The organism is Pseudomonas nunensis (assembly GCF_024296925.1).
In the GTDB taxonomy this organism is placed as follows: domain Bacteria; phylum Pseudomonadota; class Gammaproteobacteria; order Pseudomonadales; family Pseudomonadaceae; genus Aquipseudomonas; species Aquipseudomonas nunensis.
This window is the reverse complement of record NZ_CP101125.1, coordinates 994051-1012507: the sequence shown is the minus strand read 5'-3', so window position 1 is coordinate 1012507 and position 18457 is coordinate 994051. Positions and strand designations below refer to the sequence as shown.

Genomic DNA, 18457 nt, shown 5'->3' with positions numbered 1-18457 from the left:
TCTTAAGCCTTCAAGATTAAAGTTCGAATCCTATTGAGAGCCGCGAAATGTCCAACCTGCAAATCCCAAATACGCTCAGGTCAGGCCGGCCAATCGTTTAAGTCTTTCAATGTCTGCTTCGGGTTCGCCGTTGTTCATGGACGCGGCAAGGCGCATCACTACTTGTTCGCGACGGATTTGCATAGGCGGTAAGGCATAGATAGCACCTATCAGCTCGCGTAAAACCATAGGCAGTCCCCAGTGGGCTTTCAAGCGAACGGCAAATGGCGCTGCAAAGTCACGGACAGCGTACGTGAGCGCTTCTTCGGTGACGCTATTGCCCCGGTTCTCCCATTTCTGAGTTTGGTAAAACACACAGAGTTCGCCCATGCGGTGCAACAGGGCGGCACTTTGCAGCGGAGCGGGATCCAGACCGCATTGTTGAGCCAGGAGCACAACCCTTTCAGCCAAACGCTCGGCATCATCCAGATGGGCCTGAACGAACGTCATGAGCATAGCGTTGGGTTGAGTCGTGGTCTGTCGCAAGGCCAGGCTAATCGCCAAATTCACGCTGGTAAGCCCGCCTAGCCGAGTGAGGGCCGAGTTCAAATTCGTGCATGGCTGGCCGTGGCCGAGATAAGCGGCACTATTGGCTGCGGCTATCAAATGGGTACACAGCGCCGGGTCACGCCGCCAGTCATTAGCGAGTTCTCGCGGATCCAATAAGGCCCCGCCATAGCCGAGCTCAAGCTTTTCCTTTACTGAGGCGAGTAAAGGCAAGTCCAACTCGCCCGCAGACAGCCCACCGAGATAGCTAATCAAGTCTTCAGTGTTGACAGTGGTCGCTCGGAGGGCCTCATCAAGCGGAAGGAGCGCGTCCAGACATTGTACGACGCGCGAAACCTGGAATGGCTTGGTGAAAAAGGCACTGATCCTCAGCGATTTTACCGCCAGCACACTGTCTCGATCAGCGCGCCCGGTGATCATGATCAGCGGCGTGTCTAGATCATTTTCGCGAATTTTCTGCAGCAGGTTGACACCGGGGGCATCCGGTAAATTCCAGTCAGCCATCACCAATTGATAGGTGCTTGGCTGCCAAGCGTTTAAAGCGCTAGCTACATCCGTAAAGCAATCGACTTGGGCAACCGGACGGATGCTCAACACGAGCTGTTTTAAAAGATCTGATATCCAGGGGTCATCATCCAGAATCATCACGCGCATTCGGTAATCCTCACTGGATTGATACTCAACTTCGCAACGTCTTAGCAGCTTACGGTTAGCCAACAGCAATAGACGTCGTTAAGATCAAAGGGTGAGGTGGTAACCGAGCGATTTGGAGTAAATCACGGCAATTTCCCTTTGGCAGGCGGATTGATAGCTTCCTTGAAGGATCGAATCTATTCCTGACCCGCGAACTATACAAGCAAGCAAACAGCTCGCAGGTATTTAGGCTGGCGGGAGTAGTACATGAACGGCGCGATAGCGGAAATGCTTGAGTGATTCCGTTCTGCTGCTCGCTGCCCTAGGCCCCCAAATATGCGCTCCCCCCTCTGACTCACGGTTCCAAACAGTCTTGGCAAACGGCCCGAGCGACTGTCGCACATAGCGTTTCGGCTGGTTTTACGTCAACACTTATGGGAGTGACCTAGCTTCTACTGAAGGAACACGTCCCAAATTGCTGCCGCGGGTCGATTGCAGCCCTTCGCAAAAGGCATCTATCGGGGAAAAGTGGCCGTTCAGATGCGCCTGATCATAAGTGAGAATTCGGTCATTCCGGCTACTGCCGACAAATTGGAGGTCTAACCGAGCCAGCCTTTCAGTTGCTATCTCACCGTATTGATCACCGGCCAATCTTCGAGTAACAGTCCAGAGGTTGTGGGCTTCCATCCCCAGTCATGATGGGCTGGCCATTTACCTTGATGGTCATTGGAGCAATGCTCCTGGGCCTGAGCACGACTACATGGGAGCTGAAACTCGCGGCGATAAAACGCAAGATGTGTTCACTGTCCGCTTACCTACAACTCGAATTAGCGTTTATTAAGGAAGCTTTTTGGCATCCAGAAAGACTTCTGATTCGCTCCAACAACCCAAATTGATATCGCGTCTTCTGGGTTACTCATAACCAAGGCTGCAGCGGACGTGATCGTGAAGTGGGTACTCAGCGAGTCCAGACACTGCAATGTCGAGATAGCTGAGTGGTTTCCATCCCTGGGAGAAAGACAGCGATTGCTCGCGACGCTTAAATTGGGAAATCCACGCATTTAGAGCTAGGTAGGCTGCTGAAAATGGAAGCGTGGCTAAGCTCGCAATAGGTTTATGAAGCCAGGTTGGTCAGGAAGACAGGCTGGGTAGTGCTTGCTGAGCGGGAGCAATGGAAAATGCGCAAGAAATCTCAGTCATGTTTTGTCCCTCTCCTGATCCTTTTCGCTGTCCTATGGGCGATAAGCAAAAAAGACACACCTCCCATTCCTGTGCAACCGAGCCCCCCGAGTACACCGAATACTCTGGTCTCAACCACATCGGTTCCCTCACCTACAACGGCCTCGTCCATTGATCAATACGTAAGCGCAGACAAGCTTAATATCCGAGATCAACCAAGCGGAAAAGTTATCTCCAAGTTGAGCCGGGGAGCCAAGGTTCAGGTATTCGAAAAGCGGGATGACTGGGTACGCATAAGCATCGATGGCCAACCTGCGAAATGGCTTTCTTCCAAGAGTCTTTGTAGCGGATCGAATTGCTACATCGCCTCTAAACCGAAACCATCGCCTTCGCCAGTAAAACCAACCCAGAGGCAGACTCCAGAATACGGATCCTCCTGCCCTTGTTCTTCGGGAAACGTTTGCATCGGGCCAAGAGGCGGTCGGTATTGCATTACTTCAGGTGGCAATAAGCGTTACGGTGTTTGAGCGATTTTCGAGCGGTAGATATTCTCGATCACGAAGTCAGTGCAGTCTTCGATTTGGTATCGAACCCATTCCAGCGAGAGGGGTCTGCTTTTGTACTACTCTCGGGAATAGATCCAATGTCCGCGCAACACAACCTTGTAATACTCGCTCGGGGAGGATATGCCGCTCGAGGAGTACTTTATTTGATCATCGGTATCTTCGCGTTGCTGGCAGCGCATGATTCGACAAAACCGAAGGACAGCCACAAGAGCCTGGAAGCTTTACTAGGCCAGCCATTCGGATATTTTTTAGTTGGTCTTGTGGTGGCAGGTTTGCTCGCATTTTCGGCTTGGCGTTTCTTGCAAGCTACGCGCGATGTCGATCATCACGGCAAAGAACTCAAAGGAGTGGTGATTCGCACTGGTCTGTTTGCCGGAGGTTTGGTCAACGCCGCTCTGGCGTTTTTTGCAATGGGTCTACTCATTAGCGGTATTAGAAGCTCGGGGGATTCCGGAGGGCAGACCAAAGACTGGCTAGCGTATCTTTTGTCTTGGGATCACTCGAATTTGTTGGTGTACCTGATCGCTCTCATTCCGCTTGGTGTTGGATTTGCTCACATCATCAAAGGATGGAAGGCGTCGTTCGAGAAATATTTTGAGGCCGACGAGGACGTCATGCGGTACGTCCGGCCAGTGTCTCGGTTCGGTCTAATAGCCCGTGGAGTCGTGTTTATAGAAATTGCCTTACTGCTGGCAATTAGCGGTTCCAATTATCAAGCCATGGATCCACCTGGTATGAAAGAAGCCCTCGACGCTCTCCAGAATCTACCTGCTGGATGGCTGATTTTGATTGTGATGGCCCTGGGGCTAATTGCCTTCTCGGTTTACAGTTTCTCTGAGGCTTTCTGGCGCAAGATCAATATGGATGTGCCTGGAGTATCGAGACCATAGGGTGCAGCGATAATGGCGATCCACCTCTCGGACTAGAGCAGGAGCGGCCTCAATCTGCCGCTGGCGGTCATTGTCGCCGGCTCTTCATCATCGTGCTGCTGACAGAGGAATTCTCGTATCAGTTCGGCAGTTCGCTTGGCGCTGGTGACCACGAAGAAATGCCCCTCGCCCTTTAGGACGTGCACTTCGGCACGGCGGATGCTGCGGCGCAGGATATGCGCGTTGTACGTCTGTACCAGCGTGTCGCGGTCGCCGGTAAGGATCAGCGTTCGTTGGCGCAGACGGAACAGCCGCAGCAGGCTTGTCCAGCCGACCAAGGCAGCTAACTGGTGGTAATAGGTTCGCGGATTAACGGTGAGCATGCCTTTCACCACACCGAAGCGCAGCAGCGCCTGTATCGAATTACGCGAGCCTTCTTTTTTGTGCAGTTTGGCGCCTTTGCGGCTGCCAAAAAAATCCAAAATGTCGGCGGGCTTCACTATCACCATCGGGCCAGCAGAGGTCGCCGCAAGGATCAACCGGCGCACCATGCTCGGGTAACGCAGGGCAAACTCTTGCGCCAATGCACCTCCCCAACTCACGCCGAACAGATCGACTTGGTCGATTCCCAGCTGCTTCAGCATCTCGGCGATCAAGTCGGCATGGCTCGGCAGACGCATTGGCCAGCGGGGCATTTGAGATTTACCGACTCCTGGCACGTCCAAAGTAATAGTCGTGTAGTCCATCAGCTCATTGCGCAGAGGATCGAAGGTACGAATCAAACCACCCAGGCCATTGAGCAAGAGTAGCGGTGAGCCTTGCCCGCAGATTGAAACGTTCAACTGCAAGTTTTCAATGGTCAGTTTGCGCGTTGTCATTGATGTCCCCCTCGCTTCATGTCGCTGAGATGGCGGCGTTAGATGTTCACTCTTAGGCTTCAAAGCATGGTCTCGATTATGGATTCTGACCTAGCGTGGCTCCGAACGATCCAATAACAAGTGTTGGGTAAAGGAACCCTCGTCCGTACGCAGCACCTAATGATTGATCCTAAAATTTGAGAAAGACGAAATGCACATATCTGAGACAATCCAAGTCATGGAAGCGCTATCAGCCAACGAAGCAAACCTCAAGCTTCATGAAGGCTGGTCTTTGATCTCTGTAGTGGTCACAACCCATCCTAATGGTCAGCTCCACCCCTGCTACATTCTCGGGAAATCGAATGCGTCACCCAACCATCAGAAACCAGATTGATTAGCGTGGCATCCACATAGCGATTCAGCTCACGAATCTGTGCTGGGAGGATATTTTGGCTTATCTGGATTGGGTTCAATGGCCAGCGATGGTTGTGACCGTTCTCGCCGCATGGCTAATCGGATCGCAGCGACCAGGACGGCGAATGACCGGGTTTGTATGCTTCAGTTTGAGCAACGTGTTGTGGGTGACTTGGGGAGTTTACGCGGGGGCGTATGCGTTAATCGTCTTGCAGATTTGTCTTTTCCTTATGAACCTACGCGGGTTTAAAAAGAATTTTAAAGTCCAGCAGAAGTAAACCCCCTCACGCGCGTCGACGGCTCGCAGCTTTTCTCAAATCCCTAGGTTCCCTCACCAACGCCCTCCACAGGTTGGGCATACCGTTTAGTCGTCTCGATTACCAAGCTTCCCCGTTCTTCGCGACAGATGAAACCGTCCTCGGCATTTCTAGATTCAGCGTCTCCACGCGTATCACGTGGAGAAAGCAATGGTATCAAGTACATCGCTTTTCACGTTATCAAATGCATGTTTACGCGCATCAGATTCTTGCGCTTGCACCTGGGCTTGAAGCTGCTCCCGCGCCAGGTGCCAGTAGAATTGCGCAGCTCCTTCCGGGCAAGCATCCTTCTCCCACAGTGCATACGCTCGTTCGCGGATGGCTGAATCGTCAATCATGTCATTCTCCTCAGTGATCAAGGTGTCACTCCACAGCCCTCAATTCGAATTGATGTACCCGAACCTTCTGCCTCTTATACTAGCCTTTGCTGTGCTCCGGAGAGGTTGGCCCCTCCTTGATGCCCCGTGGCCCCGCCACTCCCCAAACAATCAATCCCAAAACGGGAAAGATTACGAGACCGATGGCCCAGGCTGCTTTTATGCCCACGGTTTTGTCACTACGAAAAACGCTGATCATTGCCCATAGATCTACAAGCAAAATGATCACAGCGACGGCGATAGCGAAGTAAGTGGTGGCTTCCGACATGATTCGACCCTCCAAGCGCTAGTAAAACTTAGGCCTCGGCGTCATGCCTGCGTTCAAACCAATTTGTTTTTGCAACAGGCGAATCAATGCAACGCGTGACCTCCATGACATCGACTTCTGACAATCGGGCGAGGCCCGTGCATGGAATCAGAACTCAGCCGCTAGTCGGCTTGTCTTTTCTCCAAAGTACCGCCACACATTCGTGGCTTGACCGAGACATAGATGTGCATGCGAAATCAGACCAACAGCAATGATGGAGCCTGTCATGGCGCCTATGCTTGATGCTGTGACGAATAGGGAGACACAACTGCTTTCTCCCGTTGTCCCGAAATTCACTCAGTGAGCAATGGGAGGAATTTGAAGATGGATGAGCAAAAAATTCGAGAAGCTGCGTATCGGCTTTGGGAGAAGGAAGGCAAGCCTCAAGGACAAGACTTGGAGCACTGGTTCACTGCTGAAAAATCAGCAGGCGAAGGGGATTTTGACAGTTCCACCTCTGGCTCAACATTAGGGAACGAAAATGCCCCGTCTCCAGCTGACTCTGCTACCGAGGCTGAAAACCCAGATAACGATGGTCGTTAAAGCTTGTGTTGGATGAAGCCACTACTAGCGGATACCCACCGATGGCGCGCACGCATCGAATGCGCGCTATCACCATGAATTTAGAAGGTGTCCGGGTGTGAGGGGACACTCTGCAGCCGTTGCAGGTTTAACCACTGGCACTCAGCCTCAGCCTCTTGTCGACTCAGAAAGGTAGCTTGCAAGCGCAACTTTTTCTCATTGTCGTAAATGTTAAAACCTATTGGCGCTGTTTTGCAGTATCCGGGCGTTTGCCTACGCGAGGAGCCAGTTTCAGTGGGAACTGCAGGGACAACAACGAATCTTTGGATCATCTTCACGTCCTCACAGAGACACCTTCACCATAGGTCACTTCTGCAAAAGTCTTCGTCTGTTTCCGATAAAACACGCGAGGTTGCGATTACTCTCTTTCAGGTCTTTCGTGTAGACAGTCGCGCTTGATCTATGGCGCCATGTCGTCAGGATCCTCGATACCCGTTGAGATTCTTCTTGAAGCCTCGGGCGTTCATTCCCAGCAGAACACATTCGAGGATTATCAACGCGTAAGCGTTTGCGTGGAGTCCCCAGACAACCCACAAAGCATTACTCGCAATGAACCCCCAAAAGGCGATCATGCGTCGACGTGGTCGTTGCGAGCCAACGAACCAAGCTGAGATCACCGTTACTACCATGGCGGGCCATTGCACAAGGTTGATGCATTCCAAAGTCATCCCCCATCAGCCCATCGATTCAAAGAGCAATACCGGCACTGACCTTAGGGTCAAGTACAGGCGTTCCGACCGAAGCGCCTAGAGAGGTCAAATACTCGCCAAACCCGCCCTGACATTTGAAATCCCGGCGTGCGCTGGTAATCACCGGGTTCGTCGCCGTCCAAACAATGCGTGCACCGATCCTCTCAAGATCGGCCACCAAGTGAACGTCTTCATGTGCGGCAAGATGCTGAAATCCACCGGCGTTTCGATACGCTTCGGCGCTTAGTCCGAGATTAGCTCCGTGAATATGGCGATGGTTCTCGACGAATTGGTATAACTCGAGATACTTGGAACGTACCAGGTCTCCATGCTCATTCCAGTTGTCCACTTCAACTGTTCCACATACCGCATCAGCTTTGAACTCAATCTGGCAAGCGAGCCAGTCGTGAGCAACGACCGTGTCGGCATCGGTGAAAGCTAGCCACTGTGCGCCTGCATTAAGCAATTCCTGCGCTCCAGTCGCTCTGGCCTTACCCACATTCTGAAAAGTGGCCTCGAGCTTTGCGACACCCTGAGCCGAGACTAACTGCGCGGTGTTGTCCGTACAATCGTCCAAGACGACAAGTATCGTGACCAACTGACCATGCAAGTCTGGATGCCCCGCAGCCACCAGGACAGATGACAGGCAGTCGGTGATGTGGTTTTCTTCGTTATGGGCGGGTATCACAACACCGATCATTGGCGTTCTCTCGTTCAAGCAAATTTTTAGCTCTCCAGTTATCGACACCCGGCTTTAAAAGAAGGTTTAAAGAATCTACATCATCGCAAAGATCAGCTTCTTGCCGTCCTCAGCAGGAAAAAATTCATTCGGATCTAGCTTCAAAGTCCCAATCCTATGACTTGAGTCATCAAACGAAATGCAGCAGGGGCTGCAAATTCTTCGATTGGGCATACACTCAGAGCCAGGCTTTTATGACGCCTGCACGTTTTGCACCAATAAGGAATCGATGAGTGAATGTTAATTGGGAAGGCATTTTGCCAATTCAGGGAGTGGTAGTCGTCGTAGAAGACGATCCGACCTTGCGTTCACTGATGGTGGATATCGTCGCTGAAATAGGTGCCAAGGCTCTAGCGTTTGAGACTGCCGATGATGCGCTAACCCATCTTCTGCAAGCCCATGGACAATGCCGTATCGTCATCGTTGATCACGGCGTACCAGGACAAATTCAAGGTATTGAATTCATCGAAATGGTGAAATGCAAATGGCCGTCCATTGCAGCAATACTGACGTCGGGCTACTTGATAGACCCCGAAACAGTACCAGTTGAGACGATATATTTGCACAAGCCTTGGGCTCTGGACGACCTCGTAATTGCGATGGCATCACTCCTCCAACCTGGCTATCCCATCCGCAAGACGTAAACCTGACTCGCAGACATGCCGATGTTAACGCCCGAAATTTCCGCATCCGCTCTACAAGTGGAAAGTATGTTGTTGCAATGTCAGCTGACGGATCCGATAATCGACTCGCATTCGCAAGTAACCATAACCGACTATAGTGAAAATGTAAGGACTATTTCCTTGAGTGTACCGACACGCGCTATGCCCTATAGACCTATCGTTCTGACCCTGATACTCATCTCCCTAATTTTGGGAACGGGTGCGGCATTGAGTTTCTTTAGCCTGTTCGGGGCCTAGTAAATCTCCGGCGGGAGCTGAGTTCATAAAATCACTAACCAGCCCCACCCTAATCACTCGGCTTTTATGGCCAAAAGCGGTACCTAAAATTGGCCGAGTCGCGCCTACTGGTTGTTTCGACTGCCATCAACACTGGGTTGATCGACGACCATAATCTGTGCCAGCCCTACCAGTTCAGCCTGATTCAAAATTTCGTCTGGCGTCGCGTCAGCAGTGGGCATGATCAAGCTGTTCTCACCGTCCCCAAAATGCAGCTGTAGCAAGTGCATCGCGGCCTCATGAGCGGACAACCGAGCCTGCTTGATTTCAAATTGATGCGTGCGGGGCTCGCCTTCGAACAGGTATTCAATCTTGTAGATCTGCATGGTTGGATTCTCCTATCGCATGCCATTAATAAATCTGACTTACAGGTCAGATTTTAGTTTAACTGCAGATCCAAAAATCGGTTACCGACGGAGCTTAATGCGCCTTGATACGCAGCCTGCAATCGCCAAGTGCCATCAGCCCTTGGCGTTGAACTCTTCTGTCATGGCTACCGTCTAGCACATAGAAGCGGATAGAAATTAAGCTTTAAATCCCTGGCGTTATAGGACATATCCATGACCGACCGCGCACGTTTGAGTTACTTAAACGACACCCTCTTCGGCCCCATCGCTAAAACTATTGAATGCGACGTACTCATCACGCCCATCACGCCAGGTGCCTTTCAGGTACAGGTTATGTCGCCGGTGCCAGATGACCTACACAAGGCCCACTCCTTGACCATTATTCTTTCTTCAGGAGGACAGCGCTTGAACGGCACGGTGGCTCACGCCCGCAGACTGGAAAATGCTGATTTGGAGTTGCAGATCGATACATGAATAACCATCGCCGCATCTAGGTCTCGGAGATTCTTAAATGAACAAACCGCGAGCTGAGACAGCTACCGTTCAAACCCTGATGCTTGAACGCAACCAATGGGTTCCCAACAACCCGCGCCTGCCGGTACTCATTTACCCAACCGCGATTGCAGTTCAAGGCAACGATCCGGCTGCATTGTTCGAGCGAACCTTCATCGCCAATGGCTGGCCACCACAATGGCGATATGGGGTTTACAGCTGCCACCACTACCATACTGAAGGTCATGAAGTGCTTGGCATCGCCAGTGGTTGGGCTCGGTTGATGCTGGGTGGCCCGGATGGTCATGTACTTGAAGTCAGTCCAGGCGACGTGTTGCTACTGCCTGCCGGCACTGGCCATTGCAATTTAGACTCAAGCGAAGACTTTCTGGTCGTCGGTGCTTATCCGCCGGGACAACATGCAGATATCTGCCGCGAGGCACCAACCAGAGCCCAACTGGCGAGCATCGACACGCTGCCGTTTCCCGACCAGGATCCGGTGCAAGGCTCGCAAGGCGCTGTACACCGGTATTGGGCTGGCCAGCGTTGAGAAGTCAATCACGAACGGCGCGAACCTTTCCGCTGAAGACTCTGAAACCGTAGGTGTTGTAGATGAGCGTCACCGGGATCAGCACGGCGAAACCGACCAACATGAACATCTGACTGGTGGGACTTGAGGCGGCCGCTTGCAAGGTCAGGTTAGGCGGGACAATCAACGGGAAGAGCGCTGCGATCATCAAGGCGAACGCCAAGATGAAGATACCCAGTGCGGCGAATAGCGGCAGATAGTGCCGGCGGCTTCGAAAGCTCATGGTGAAGCTGATCAGCAGTGCAGTGAGCAACAATGCGGCTGGCAGCCAGACCAGTGGATTGGAAAGCCGCTGCGCATATCGAGCGTCAAGCGTCGCTGTCCAGATCACTAACACGGCCAAAAGCACCATGGTTACGATGGCCAGCACCCTCGCCTGTCGCCCTGATCGACGTTGCAGATCATCTACAGTGCGCCAATACAGCCAGCACGCGCCCAACCACATATACCCCACTACGAGCACGGCGCCACAATACAGCGGAAACAGGCCCGACCATTCCCAGCCGTTCCCGCTGTACTGCCCGTCCTGATACGGCACGCCTTGTACAAGCGTTCCCAGCACTATCCCCTGAGTAGCCCCGGTTAGTAGTGAACCGATCAGCAGCAAGCCATCGACCATGCGCTTCATACGATAGCTTTGCGAGTAATCGCGAAATTCCAGCGCCACGGCGCGAAGAATCAATGCCAGGAACATCGCGATAAACGGCAAATAAAGCGCCGGCAGCAGCACGGCGTAAGCCATCGGAAACAACGCCAGCAGACCGCCGCCACCTAGCACGAGCCACGTTTCGTTAGCGTCCCAGATCGGGAGGATGGTCACCGCCATGGCACGTCGGTGCTTACTGCAACGAGTAAGACCAAGCAGCACGCCCACACCAAGATCAGTGCCGTCCAACAGCACGTAGTTCAATACCGAAAACCCCAGCGCAGCAGCGGACAACAGTGTTACCCAGTCAGTGTCCATCATGGATGTCAGCCCTCAGGATTTACCCGTCTCATCCGCCAAAGTGGGTTGCGGCCCAGGCTCGTCTTCGTGAGGCGGCTCCCGCAGTAATCGCAGTAGCACCCAGAGACCCACACCGAAGATCACCAGATAAAACGCCAGGATTGTCCACGTCGCCCCTATTACCTGCTGACGAGACACCGAAGACAGACTGTCAGCAGTGCGCATCAACCCATAGACAGTGAAGGGCTGACGGCCAACCTCTGTAACAACCCACCCACTCAGCATCGCCAGAAATCCGGCAGGTGCCATCAGCACACACCCTCGGAGCATCCAGCGCGCGGCATATAAACGATGTCGCCAGCGCAGTACCACACTGACCAGCCCCTGCCCCATCATCAATAGTCCCAAACCGACCATGACACGGAACGCGAAGAACACCGCAGGCACCGGCGGGATGTCCTCAGGCGGAAACTCATCAAGCGCAGCTATGGTGCCGCTCAGGTCATGTCGCAAGTACAACGACGCTACACGCGGAATCGCCACCTCCCAATGGTTGCGTCGCTCAGCCATATCTGGAAGGGCGAATAAACGTAATGGCTCCCCCTCACCGTCCGCCGGTCGTGTCCAGGAACCTTCTATGGCGGCAACCTTTTGCGGCTGAACTTTAAGGCTGTGCTCACCATGAAGATCCCCCACCAAGATTTGCACAGGTGTAAGCACCACGATCAACCACAACGCCATGGAGTATGCGAGACGAGCTCGCGGGTTCTGCCGTTCACCTAATAACTGCCAAGCGCTGATACCGGCCACTAGCGTGGCGGTGCCTATAAACGCGGCCAACGTCATATGCGTTAACCGGTAAGGGAACGAGGGATTAAAGATGATCGCCCACCAGCTTTCGGCTATGAAACGCCCATTGGCTCCGAGGGAATACCCGGCGGGTGTCTGCATCCAGGAATTGGCCGACAAGATCCAGAAGGCGCTGATCAAAGAGCCGAGGGCGACGGCGCAGGTGGCGAAGAGATGCAGACGAGGGCCAACTTTTTTCATTCCGAATAACATGATCCCGAGGAAACCTGCCTCCAGGAAAAATGCCGCCTGCACTTCGTAGAACATCAACGGGCCAAGAATATCTCCTGCCTGAGTCGAAAGCCGCGACCAATTCAGCCCGAACTGGTACTCCAAAATCAGACCTGACGCTGTGCCTACCGCAACGTTAAGCGCAAATACTTTTAACCAGTAAAGATAAACATCCAGGTAGATCCTTTGACCGCGCCATAGCCACAGTGCCTCCAACACCATGAGAAAATTGGCTAAGCCAATGGTGAAGGCCGCCAGCACGATATGAAAGCTTATAGCAATCGCAAACTGAGCACGCGCTGCCGCCAGAGCTGAATCAACTGCGTTCATACCACCCACCCACCGTTTGCAAGAACGTCAGCGACGTCGACCGTTTTTTGAAGAGTGCAACGACTAGAGACATTGCTAAACGGGCTATCGAAGGTAAGCATTACAGATGTCCAATGTGCAGTATTGTCGGTTGACTCTCGCAATCCGCAATGATTCATAACGCCAAGAGAAGGCCAAATACCGCACATTGTGAAACGGACTCGAAGGTTTCTCCGGAAAATTATTTATCTTGAATCAGGTACAACTGCGCATCCCGTAAACTGCAACCCATGAAAATATCAACCTTGCAAAATACACGAGAAAATCAGTTCAAAAGGCAACTCAATGTATTGAATTAATTGAGATTTATCCGATGGTTATGGTTGGCACATCCTATGCAATCTAACGTTTCTGCGTAGCGTTGGCAGACTGATCGACGCGCGTCTAACCGTGATAACCAGAGGAGTCTCGACATGAACGCCATTGACCTCTTGAAAGCAGACCACGAGCGCGTGAAGGCCATCCTCACCCAGCTCAGTGAGTCGACTGAGCGAGGTATCAAAAAGCGCACTGAATTACTGGCCAAGCTAGAGATGGAAATCACCATCCACACCAAGCTGGAGGAAGAAATCCTCTACCCAGCATTCAAAGAGGCTGGGGGTAAGGAGCAGGACGTAATGTATTACGAAGCGAAGGAAGAGCACCGAACTGTAGACTCTCTGGTACTCCCAGATCTGAAAGCGACAGATCCCGGAACGCCAGAATTCTCTGGTCGTGTGAAAGTAGTGAAGGAACTACTGGAGCATCACATCGAGGAAGAAGAAACAGAAATGTTTCCTCAAGCTAACAAGCTCCTCGGTAAGGCCAAACTGAATGAACTCGGACAGCAGATGGAAGACATGAAAGCGGCGTACAAAAAAGCGCTTTCGAGCTCAAGTCTCGCGGCTTAGTTGAACTGAATGGCCTGGCTAAGCGCCGGGCCTTTTTGTGTCCAAAAAAAGCCCGCAATTTCTGCGGGCTAATGAGGTCACTCACGCGAGCAATCCCGCTCGTACATGTTTGAGGTTCATCCATCGCAGAACGTTTAACTGAATAGAGATCAGGCAGACCAACGGCACGGCGCAGCCCGCTAGTCATCTCCCGTTCTATTTCTCTGAACTAACCTTTCCCATCGCTCCTCTCCCACTTACCACTAAGTTATTGAGGGGGCAAGACGTCATGAGAGCACTCACCTACCACGGCGCGCACAGCGTAAAAGTCGATACTGTTCCTGATCCAGTTATCGAGGATAGCGACGACATCATTCTTCGAGTAACAGCCACCGCGATTTGTGGATCCGACCTTCATCTTTACCGAGGGAAGATCCCAACCGTCGAACATGGCGATATCTTCGGCCACGAGTTCATGGGCATCGTTGAGGAAACAGGTTCAGCTGTCACTGCTGTACAGGCGGGTGACCGGGTGGTGATCCCTTTCGTGATCGCCTGCGGCAGCTGCTTTTTCTGCCAAATGGATTTGTTCGCCGCGTGTGAAACCACCAATACGGGGCGCGGCGCCATTCTGAATAAAAAGGCCATCCCACCGGGCGCCGCCCTTTTTGGCTTCAGCCACATGTATGGCGGCATTCCTGGAGGGCAAGCCGAGTTCGTGCGTGTTCCCAAAGCTAATACCGGGCCTTTCAAAGTCCCTGGGACGCTGTCGGACGAGAAAGTTCTGTTCCTCTCGGACATCTTGCCGACCGCCTTCCAGGCCGTGACAAACACCGGCATTAGCGCTGGATCAAGCATTGCCATCTACGGCGCAGGGCCGGTCGGATTGTTGAGCGCCGCCTGCGCGCGAATGCTGGGTGCTGATCAGATTTTCATGGTTGATCACCACGCCTATCGCTTGGCTTATGCACAGAAAACTTATGGCGTGATTCCGATAAATTTTGACGAAGACGATGATCCTGCAGACACGATCATTCGACAAACCAAAGGCATGCGGGGCGTGGATGGTGTCGTGGATGCAGTAGGTTTTGAAGCCAAAGGCAGTACCACCGAAACGGTGCTTGCGACCCTCAAGCTCGAAGGCAGTAGCGGCAAGGCATTACGCCAATGTATCGCAGCGGTTAGACGCGGCGGAGTTGTGAGTGTGCCTGGTGTGTACTCGGGCTTCATTCACGGATTCCTATTTGGTGACGCGTTCGACAAGGGGCTGACCTTCAAAATGGGACAAACCCATGTGCAACGTTTTCTTCCAGAACTACTCGGCCACATCGAGACGGGTCGCCTTGCCCCGGACGTCATCATCAGCCATCGCATGTCGCTCGAACAGGCAGCTGAGGGCTACAAGATTTTCGACAAGAAGGAAGAGGATTGCAGAAAGGTCATTCTGACGCCTGGTAATACTAATACGACCCTGCCAGAGAGCATTATCGACAACGGTGTTCTGGCTACATAGCCTCAGTGCAAATCTTTCAGATTTCGGCATCGCTGAAGCTTAGGAGCCGCAAGTATCCGCATCTTGCGGCTCTATTTTTTACCATTTAGCGCAATGCGCCCCATCCAACACTCTCACGCTGAATGGATTAATACCCCTCACATCCACTCGAACCATTCCTTGCGGACATTCGTCATAACTATATCAACATCCCCCCGACAAGCTTTCCGGAGCCGCCAATGCTCATTCATCCAAAAGTCCACTTCAAGCCCTATACACATGCAAGTGGTGGCTGGGGATCCGCGAACTCCGTGATGAAAATACTTTGGCGTGAGCAAGCATTTGCCAAGGCTCCCAAAGCGCTTCTAAAGCAGAACAAGCCGGATGGTTTTGCTTGCGTCAGTTGTGCTTGGGCCAAGCCAGGACACCCTCACGCATTGGAGTTTTGCGAGAACGGCGCCAAGGCTACTGCCTGGGAGCTGACATCGAAGAAAACCGATCCCGCATTTTTTTCCAACCACACCCTGAGTGATCTTCGGCAATGGCCAGATTATGATCTGGAGCAACAGGGTCGGCTCACCCACCCAATGCGATACGACTCGGCGACTGATCGGTATCGGGAAACTACGTGGGAAGAAGCGTACCGAGATATCGGTGCAAAGCTGAAAACCATGGAGCCCGACAGTGTGGTGTTTTATGCCTCGGGCCGTGCCTCCCTGGAAACCTCGTTTATGTACCAATTATTCGCCAGGGCTTATGGCACCAACAACCTGCCCGATAGCTCGAACATGTGCCACGAAAGCACGTCAGTGGGTTTGCAAGAAAGTATCGGTGTGCCCGTCGGTACGGTCACGCTAGATGATTTCAACCACACCGACTGCCTATTTTTCTTTGGTCAGAACGTCGGCAGCAACGCTCCGAGGATGCTTCATCAGTTGCAGGACGTGCGCAAACGTAACGTCCCCATCATCACCTTCAACCCCTTACGTGAACGGGGGTTAGAGCGCTTCGTTAACCCGCAGTCACCCACCGAAATGCTGACGCCGGAATCGACTGTCATCAGCACCCAGTATCACCAGGTCGCCATAGGTGGCGATACCGCAGCGATGATCGGAATTGCCAAGGCATTGCTAGAGCTTGACGATCAAGCGCAACGCGATGGCGGCAATGCAATTCTCGATAACGACTTCATTGCCCGGCACACCGAAGGCTTCGAAGCCTTCGCCCTATCGGTTCGCGCGCATCACTGGCAACACATCGAACGTAAATCAGGTTTGACCCGAGGCGCACTTGAAGCGGCGGCCACAACTTATGCCCGCAGCCAGCGGGTGATGATGATTTACGGAATGGGTTTGACCCAGCACCGGCATGGCGTGGAGAACGTGCAGATGGTGGTCAATCTGCTGTTGATGCGCGGGAACATCGGTAAACCCGGTGCGGGTGTCTGTCCGGTAAGGGGCCACTCCAACGTCCAGGGTCAGCGCACAGTAGGCATTACCGAAGACCCAAAGAAAGTACCTGCTGAACTGATCGAACAGCATTTTGGCTTCAAGGTGCCGCAGCAATTGGGACTGTGCACTGTCGACGCCTGTGAAGGCATATTGACCGGCCAGGTACGAGGTTTCATTGGCTTGGGTGGCAATTTCCTGCGGGCCATTCCCGACACTTCTCGAATGGAACCCGCCTGGGAAACGTTGGAACTGAACGTGCAGATTTCGACGAAGCTCAATCGCACACACCTGCTGCCAGCGAAAAATACCTGGTTGTTGCCGTGCCTGGGGCGCATTGAGATAGATCGGCAAAACGGGAAGGAGCAAACCTATACCACCGAGGACAGCACCGGCTGCATCCACGGCTGGCGTGGTAACGCCGAGCCGGTTGGCCCACACCTGCGAGCAGAAACCAGCATCGTAGCTGGCCTGGCCCTGGCCACCCTGCCCTCTGGTCATTCAATCGATTGGCAGGCATGGTGCGATGACTACTCCAGGATCAGGACGGCCATCGGTACTATTTACCCGGCAATCTTCCATGACATGGAGTCTCGCATGGCGGAACCGGGTGGGTTTCATCGACCCATCGCCGCCGCCAAGCGGGAGTGGTCGACCAAAAGTGGCAAGGCTCAATTCATCACCCCGGTCACGCTCAACGAAGATGACGACATAACGCCAGAGGTCGTGCCACGCGATGTGCTGCAACTGATGACGTTACGCAGCAACGACCAATTCAACACCACTATTTATGGCTACGAGGATCGCTTTCGCGGTATCAGCGGTACGCGTGAGGTGGTTTTCATGCACCTCAACGATATCGTTCGGCTGGGATTTGAAGTCGGCGAGCGGGTGTTGATCACCACGGCTGTAGAATCTGAAGTGAAGCGTCAAGTTGGGCCATTCGAAATTGTTGCTTATGACATTCCAGAAGGCTGCGCCGCTGCTTACTATCCAGAATGTAATTCGCTCGTTCCGCTTTGGCACCATGCCGAGCGAAGCAAGGTGCCGGCTGCCAAATCAGTTCCCGTGAAACTGAGCTCCGTGGGGAATAACTAAGCGAACCGCTGGCTGCATTCGCTTACGCGCCATCCAGCCAGCAGCATCCAGTTGATAGCTTTCAAGACTATAAAAGGGGGTGCCTTTAGGCGACGAACAGAACGGGAAAGAAAATTTGTAAAAAAGAATTTCAAGGAGCTGCTGAGGTCTATCCACCAACCACAGCAAGAGGTCGCCTCCATGAAATTCGCACGATTCTGTCAAGCACTTTCCAACTGGGCTGGTAGTTCTAAGACCTTTCTTATAGCTGTCGCTCTGATCGCAGTATGGGCACTGACGGGGCCGTATTTTCACTACAACGACACCTGGCAGCTAATCATTAATACGTCGACGACGATCATCACCTTCCTCATGGTTTTCCTTATTCAAAACACCCAAAATCGCGACAATGACATTTTGCATCTGAAAATTGATGAGCTTATCCGAGCGACCAAAGAAGCTCAAAATGCCACGTTGTGCTTGGACAAAATGGATACAAAGGAGCTGAGAAAACTTCGTGAACAGTACAGTTCATTGGGAGAAGAAGGAGAGATCAATGTTCACGATACTCAGGCGGAAGCGGTCAAATCAAGCGACCAACCTGGCACCGTAGGGATTGATGATTTCGCAAATATACGTGCGTCATTTGGATCGCAGCGCTGAGCGCTATCGCTTCATATGACATCTGCAATCCGACCAGTAGCAATGCAGAAA

20 protein-coding genes are annotated in these 18457 nt (G+C 52.7%); 11 read left to right on the top strand and 9 right to left on the bottom strand.

From position 1 onward, the window contains the following. Nucleotides 1-75: 75 nt before the first annotated feature. A complete protein-coding gene (locus NK667_RS04715) occupies nt 76-1200 on the bottom strand; it encodes a response regulator (RefSeq protein WP_054613995.1) in 1125 nt (374 codons plus the stop codon). Nucleotides 1201-2357: 1157 nt separating this feature from the next. Between NK667_RS04715 and NK667_RS04710 the strand changes: the two genes are divergently transcribed. Continuing rightward, on the top strand, nt 2358-2885 hold the full coding sequence (locus tag NK667_RS04710) for an SH3 domain-containing protein (protein ID WP_083471284.1): 528 nt from the start codon (nt 2358-2360) through the stop codon (nt 2883-2885). Between the two features lie 116 nt (nt 2886-3001). Beyond that, nucleotides 3002-3814, top strand: coding sequence for a DUF1206 domain-containing protein (locus NK667_RS04705; protein ID WP_054613994.1), 813 nt, complete (start codon nt 3002-3004; stop codon nt 3812-3814). A 32-nt stretch (nt 3815-3846) separates the two neighbouring features. Here NK667_RS04705 and NK667_RS04700 read toward each other — a convergent pair whose 3' ends face one another. Further along, nucleotides 3847-4671 (bottom strand): alpha/beta fold hydrolase, encoded by an 825-nt coding sequence (locus NK667_RS04700; RefSeq protein WP_054613993.1) that lies wholly within the window; start codon nt 4669-4671, stop codon nt 3847-3849. Nucleotides 4672-5099: 428 nt separating this feature from the next. Here NK667_RS04700 and NK667_RS04695 point away from each other — a divergent pair, with 428 nt between their 5' ends. Then, the gene (locus NK667_RS04695; RefSeq protein WP_054613992.1) at nt 5100-5342 is read left to right on the top strand and encodes a hypothetical protein; all 243 of its coding nucleotides are present in this window, start codon (nt 5100-5102) and stop codon (nt 5340-5342) included. A gap of 173 nt (nt 5343-5515) precedes the next feature. Here NK667_RS04695 and NK667_RS04690 read toward each other — a convergent pair whose 3' ends face one another. Continuing rightward, entirely contained in the window at nt 5516-5719 is a 204-nt protein-coding gene (locus tag NK667_RS04690) for a DUF2934 domain-containing protein (RefSeq protein WP_054613991.1), read from the bottom strand. A 79-nt stretch (nt 5720-5798) separates the two neighbouring features. After that, nucleotides 5799-6026, bottom strand: coding sequence for a PLD nuclease N-terminal domain-containing protein (locus NK667_RS04685; protein WP_054613990.1), 228 nt, complete (start codon nt 6024-6026; stop codon nt 5799-5801). A gap of 363 nt (nt 6027-6389) precedes the next feature. Between NK667_RS04685 and NK667_RS04680 the strand changes: the two genes are divergently transcribed. Continuing rightward, entirely contained in the window at nt 6390-6608 is a 219-nt protein-coding gene (locus NK667_RS04680; protein ID WP_083471283.1) for a DUF2934 domain-containing protein, read from the top strand. Nucleotides 6609-7063: 455 nt separating this feature from the next. On the opposite strand, the gene NK667_RS04675 is transcribed toward NK667_RS04680, so the two are convergent. Together NK667_RS04675 and NK667_RS04670 are read right to left on the bottom strand one after the other, a co-directional pair. Further along, on the bottom strand, nt 7064-7315 hold the full coding sequence (locus tag NK667_RS04675) for a hypothetical protein (RefSeq protein ID WP_413786136.1): 252 nt from the start codon (nt 7313-7315) through the stop codon (nt 7064-7066). A gap of 19 nt (nt 7316-7334) precedes the next feature. Next, nucleotides 7335-8036: a glycosyltransferase family 2 protein gene (locus NK667_RS04670; RefSeq protein WP_054613989.1), complete on the bottom strand. Its 702-nt coding sequence runs from the start codon at nt 8034-8036 to the stop codon at nt 7335-7337. A 272-nt stretch (nt 8037-8308) separates the two neighbouring features. Here NK667_RS04670 and NK667_RS04665 point away from each other — a divergent pair, with 272 nt between their 5' ends. Continuing rightward, complete coding sequence (locus NK667_RS04665; protein ID WP_054613988.1) at nt 8309-8719, top strand: response regulator; 411 nt, start codon at nt 8309-8311, stop codon at nt 8717-8719. 380 nt (nt 8720-9099) lie between these two features. Here the strand turns inward: NK667_RS04665 and NK667_RS04660 are convergent, their stop codons facing one another. After that, nucleotides 9100-9360 carry a hypothetical protein gene (locus tag NK667_RS04660; RefSeq protein ID WP_054613987.1) on the bottom strand — a complete coding sequence of 87 codons (261 nt, stop codon included), beginning with the start codon at nt 9358-9360 and terminating at the stop codon, nt 9100-9102. Nucleotides 9361-9594: 234 nt separating this feature from the next. On the opposite strand from NK667_RS04660, the gene NK667_RS04655 reads away from it, so the two are divergent. Continuing rightward, nucleotides 9595-9855: a hypothetical protein gene (locus tag NK667_RS04655; RefSeq protein WP_054613986.1), complete on the top strand. Its 261-nt coding sequence runs from the start codon at nt 9595-9597 to the stop codon at nt 9853-9855. A 37-nt stretch (nt 9856-9892) separates the two neighbouring features. After that, the gene (locus NK667_RS04650; RefSeq protein WP_054613985.1) at nt 9893-10423 is read left to right on the top strand and encodes a cupin; all 531 of its coding nucleotides are present in this window, start codon (nt 9893-9895) and stop codon (nt 10421-10423) included. 4 nt (nt 10424-10427) lie between these two features. On the opposite strand, the gene cydB is transcribed toward NK667_RS04650, so the two are convergent. Both cydB and NK667_RS04640 read right to left on the bottom strand, forming a co-directional pair. After that, nucleotides 10428-11429, bottom strand: coding sequence for a cytochrome d ubiquinol oxidase subunit II (gene cydB / locus NK667_RS04645; protein WP_054613984.1), 1002 nt, complete (start codon nt 11427-11429; stop codon nt 10428-10430). 12 nt (nt 11430-11441) lie between these two features. Further along, nucleotides 11442-12818, bottom strand: coding sequence for a cytochrome ubiquinol oxidase subunit I (locus tag NK667_RS04640; RefSeq protein ID WP_054613983.1), 1377 nt, complete (start codon nt 12816-12818; stop codon nt 11442-11444). Between the two features lie 452 nt (nt 12819-13270). Between NK667_RS04640 and NK667_RS04635 the strand changes: the two genes are divergently transcribed. The 4 genes from NK667_RS04635 to NK667_RS04620 all read left to right on the top strand — a co-directional run bounded on the left by NK667_RS04635 (nt 13271) and on the right by NK667_RS04620 (nt 18406). Further along, nucleotides 13271-13747, top strand: a complete 477-nt coding sequence (locus tag NK667_RS04635; protein WP_054613982.1) for a hemerythrin domain-containing protein — start codon at nt 13271-13273, stop codon at nt 13745-13747. Between the two features lie 268 nt (nt 13748-14015). Continuing rightward, nucleotides 14016-15239, top strand: a complete 1224-nt coding sequence (locus tag NK667_RS04630; protein WP_054613981.1) for a zinc-dependent alcohol dehydrogenase — start codon at nt 14016-14018, stop codon at nt 15237-15239. 218 nt (nt 15240-15457) lie between these two features. Beyond that, nucleotides 15458-17764 carry an FdhF/YdeP family oxidoreductase gene (locus tag NK667_RS04625; protein ID WP_054613980.1) on the top strand — a complete coding sequence of 769 codons (2307 nt, stop codon included), beginning with the start codon at nt 15458-15460 and terminating at the stop codon, nt 17762-17764. A 180-nt stretch (nt 17765-17944) separates the two neighbouring features. Then, on the top strand, nt 17945-18406 hold the full coding sequence (locus tag NK667_RS04620) for a low affinity iron permease family protein (protein WP_083471281.1): 462 nt from the start codon (nt 17945-17947) through the stop codon (nt 18404-18406). The last annotated feature ends 51 nt before the right edge of the window (nt 18407-18457 follow it).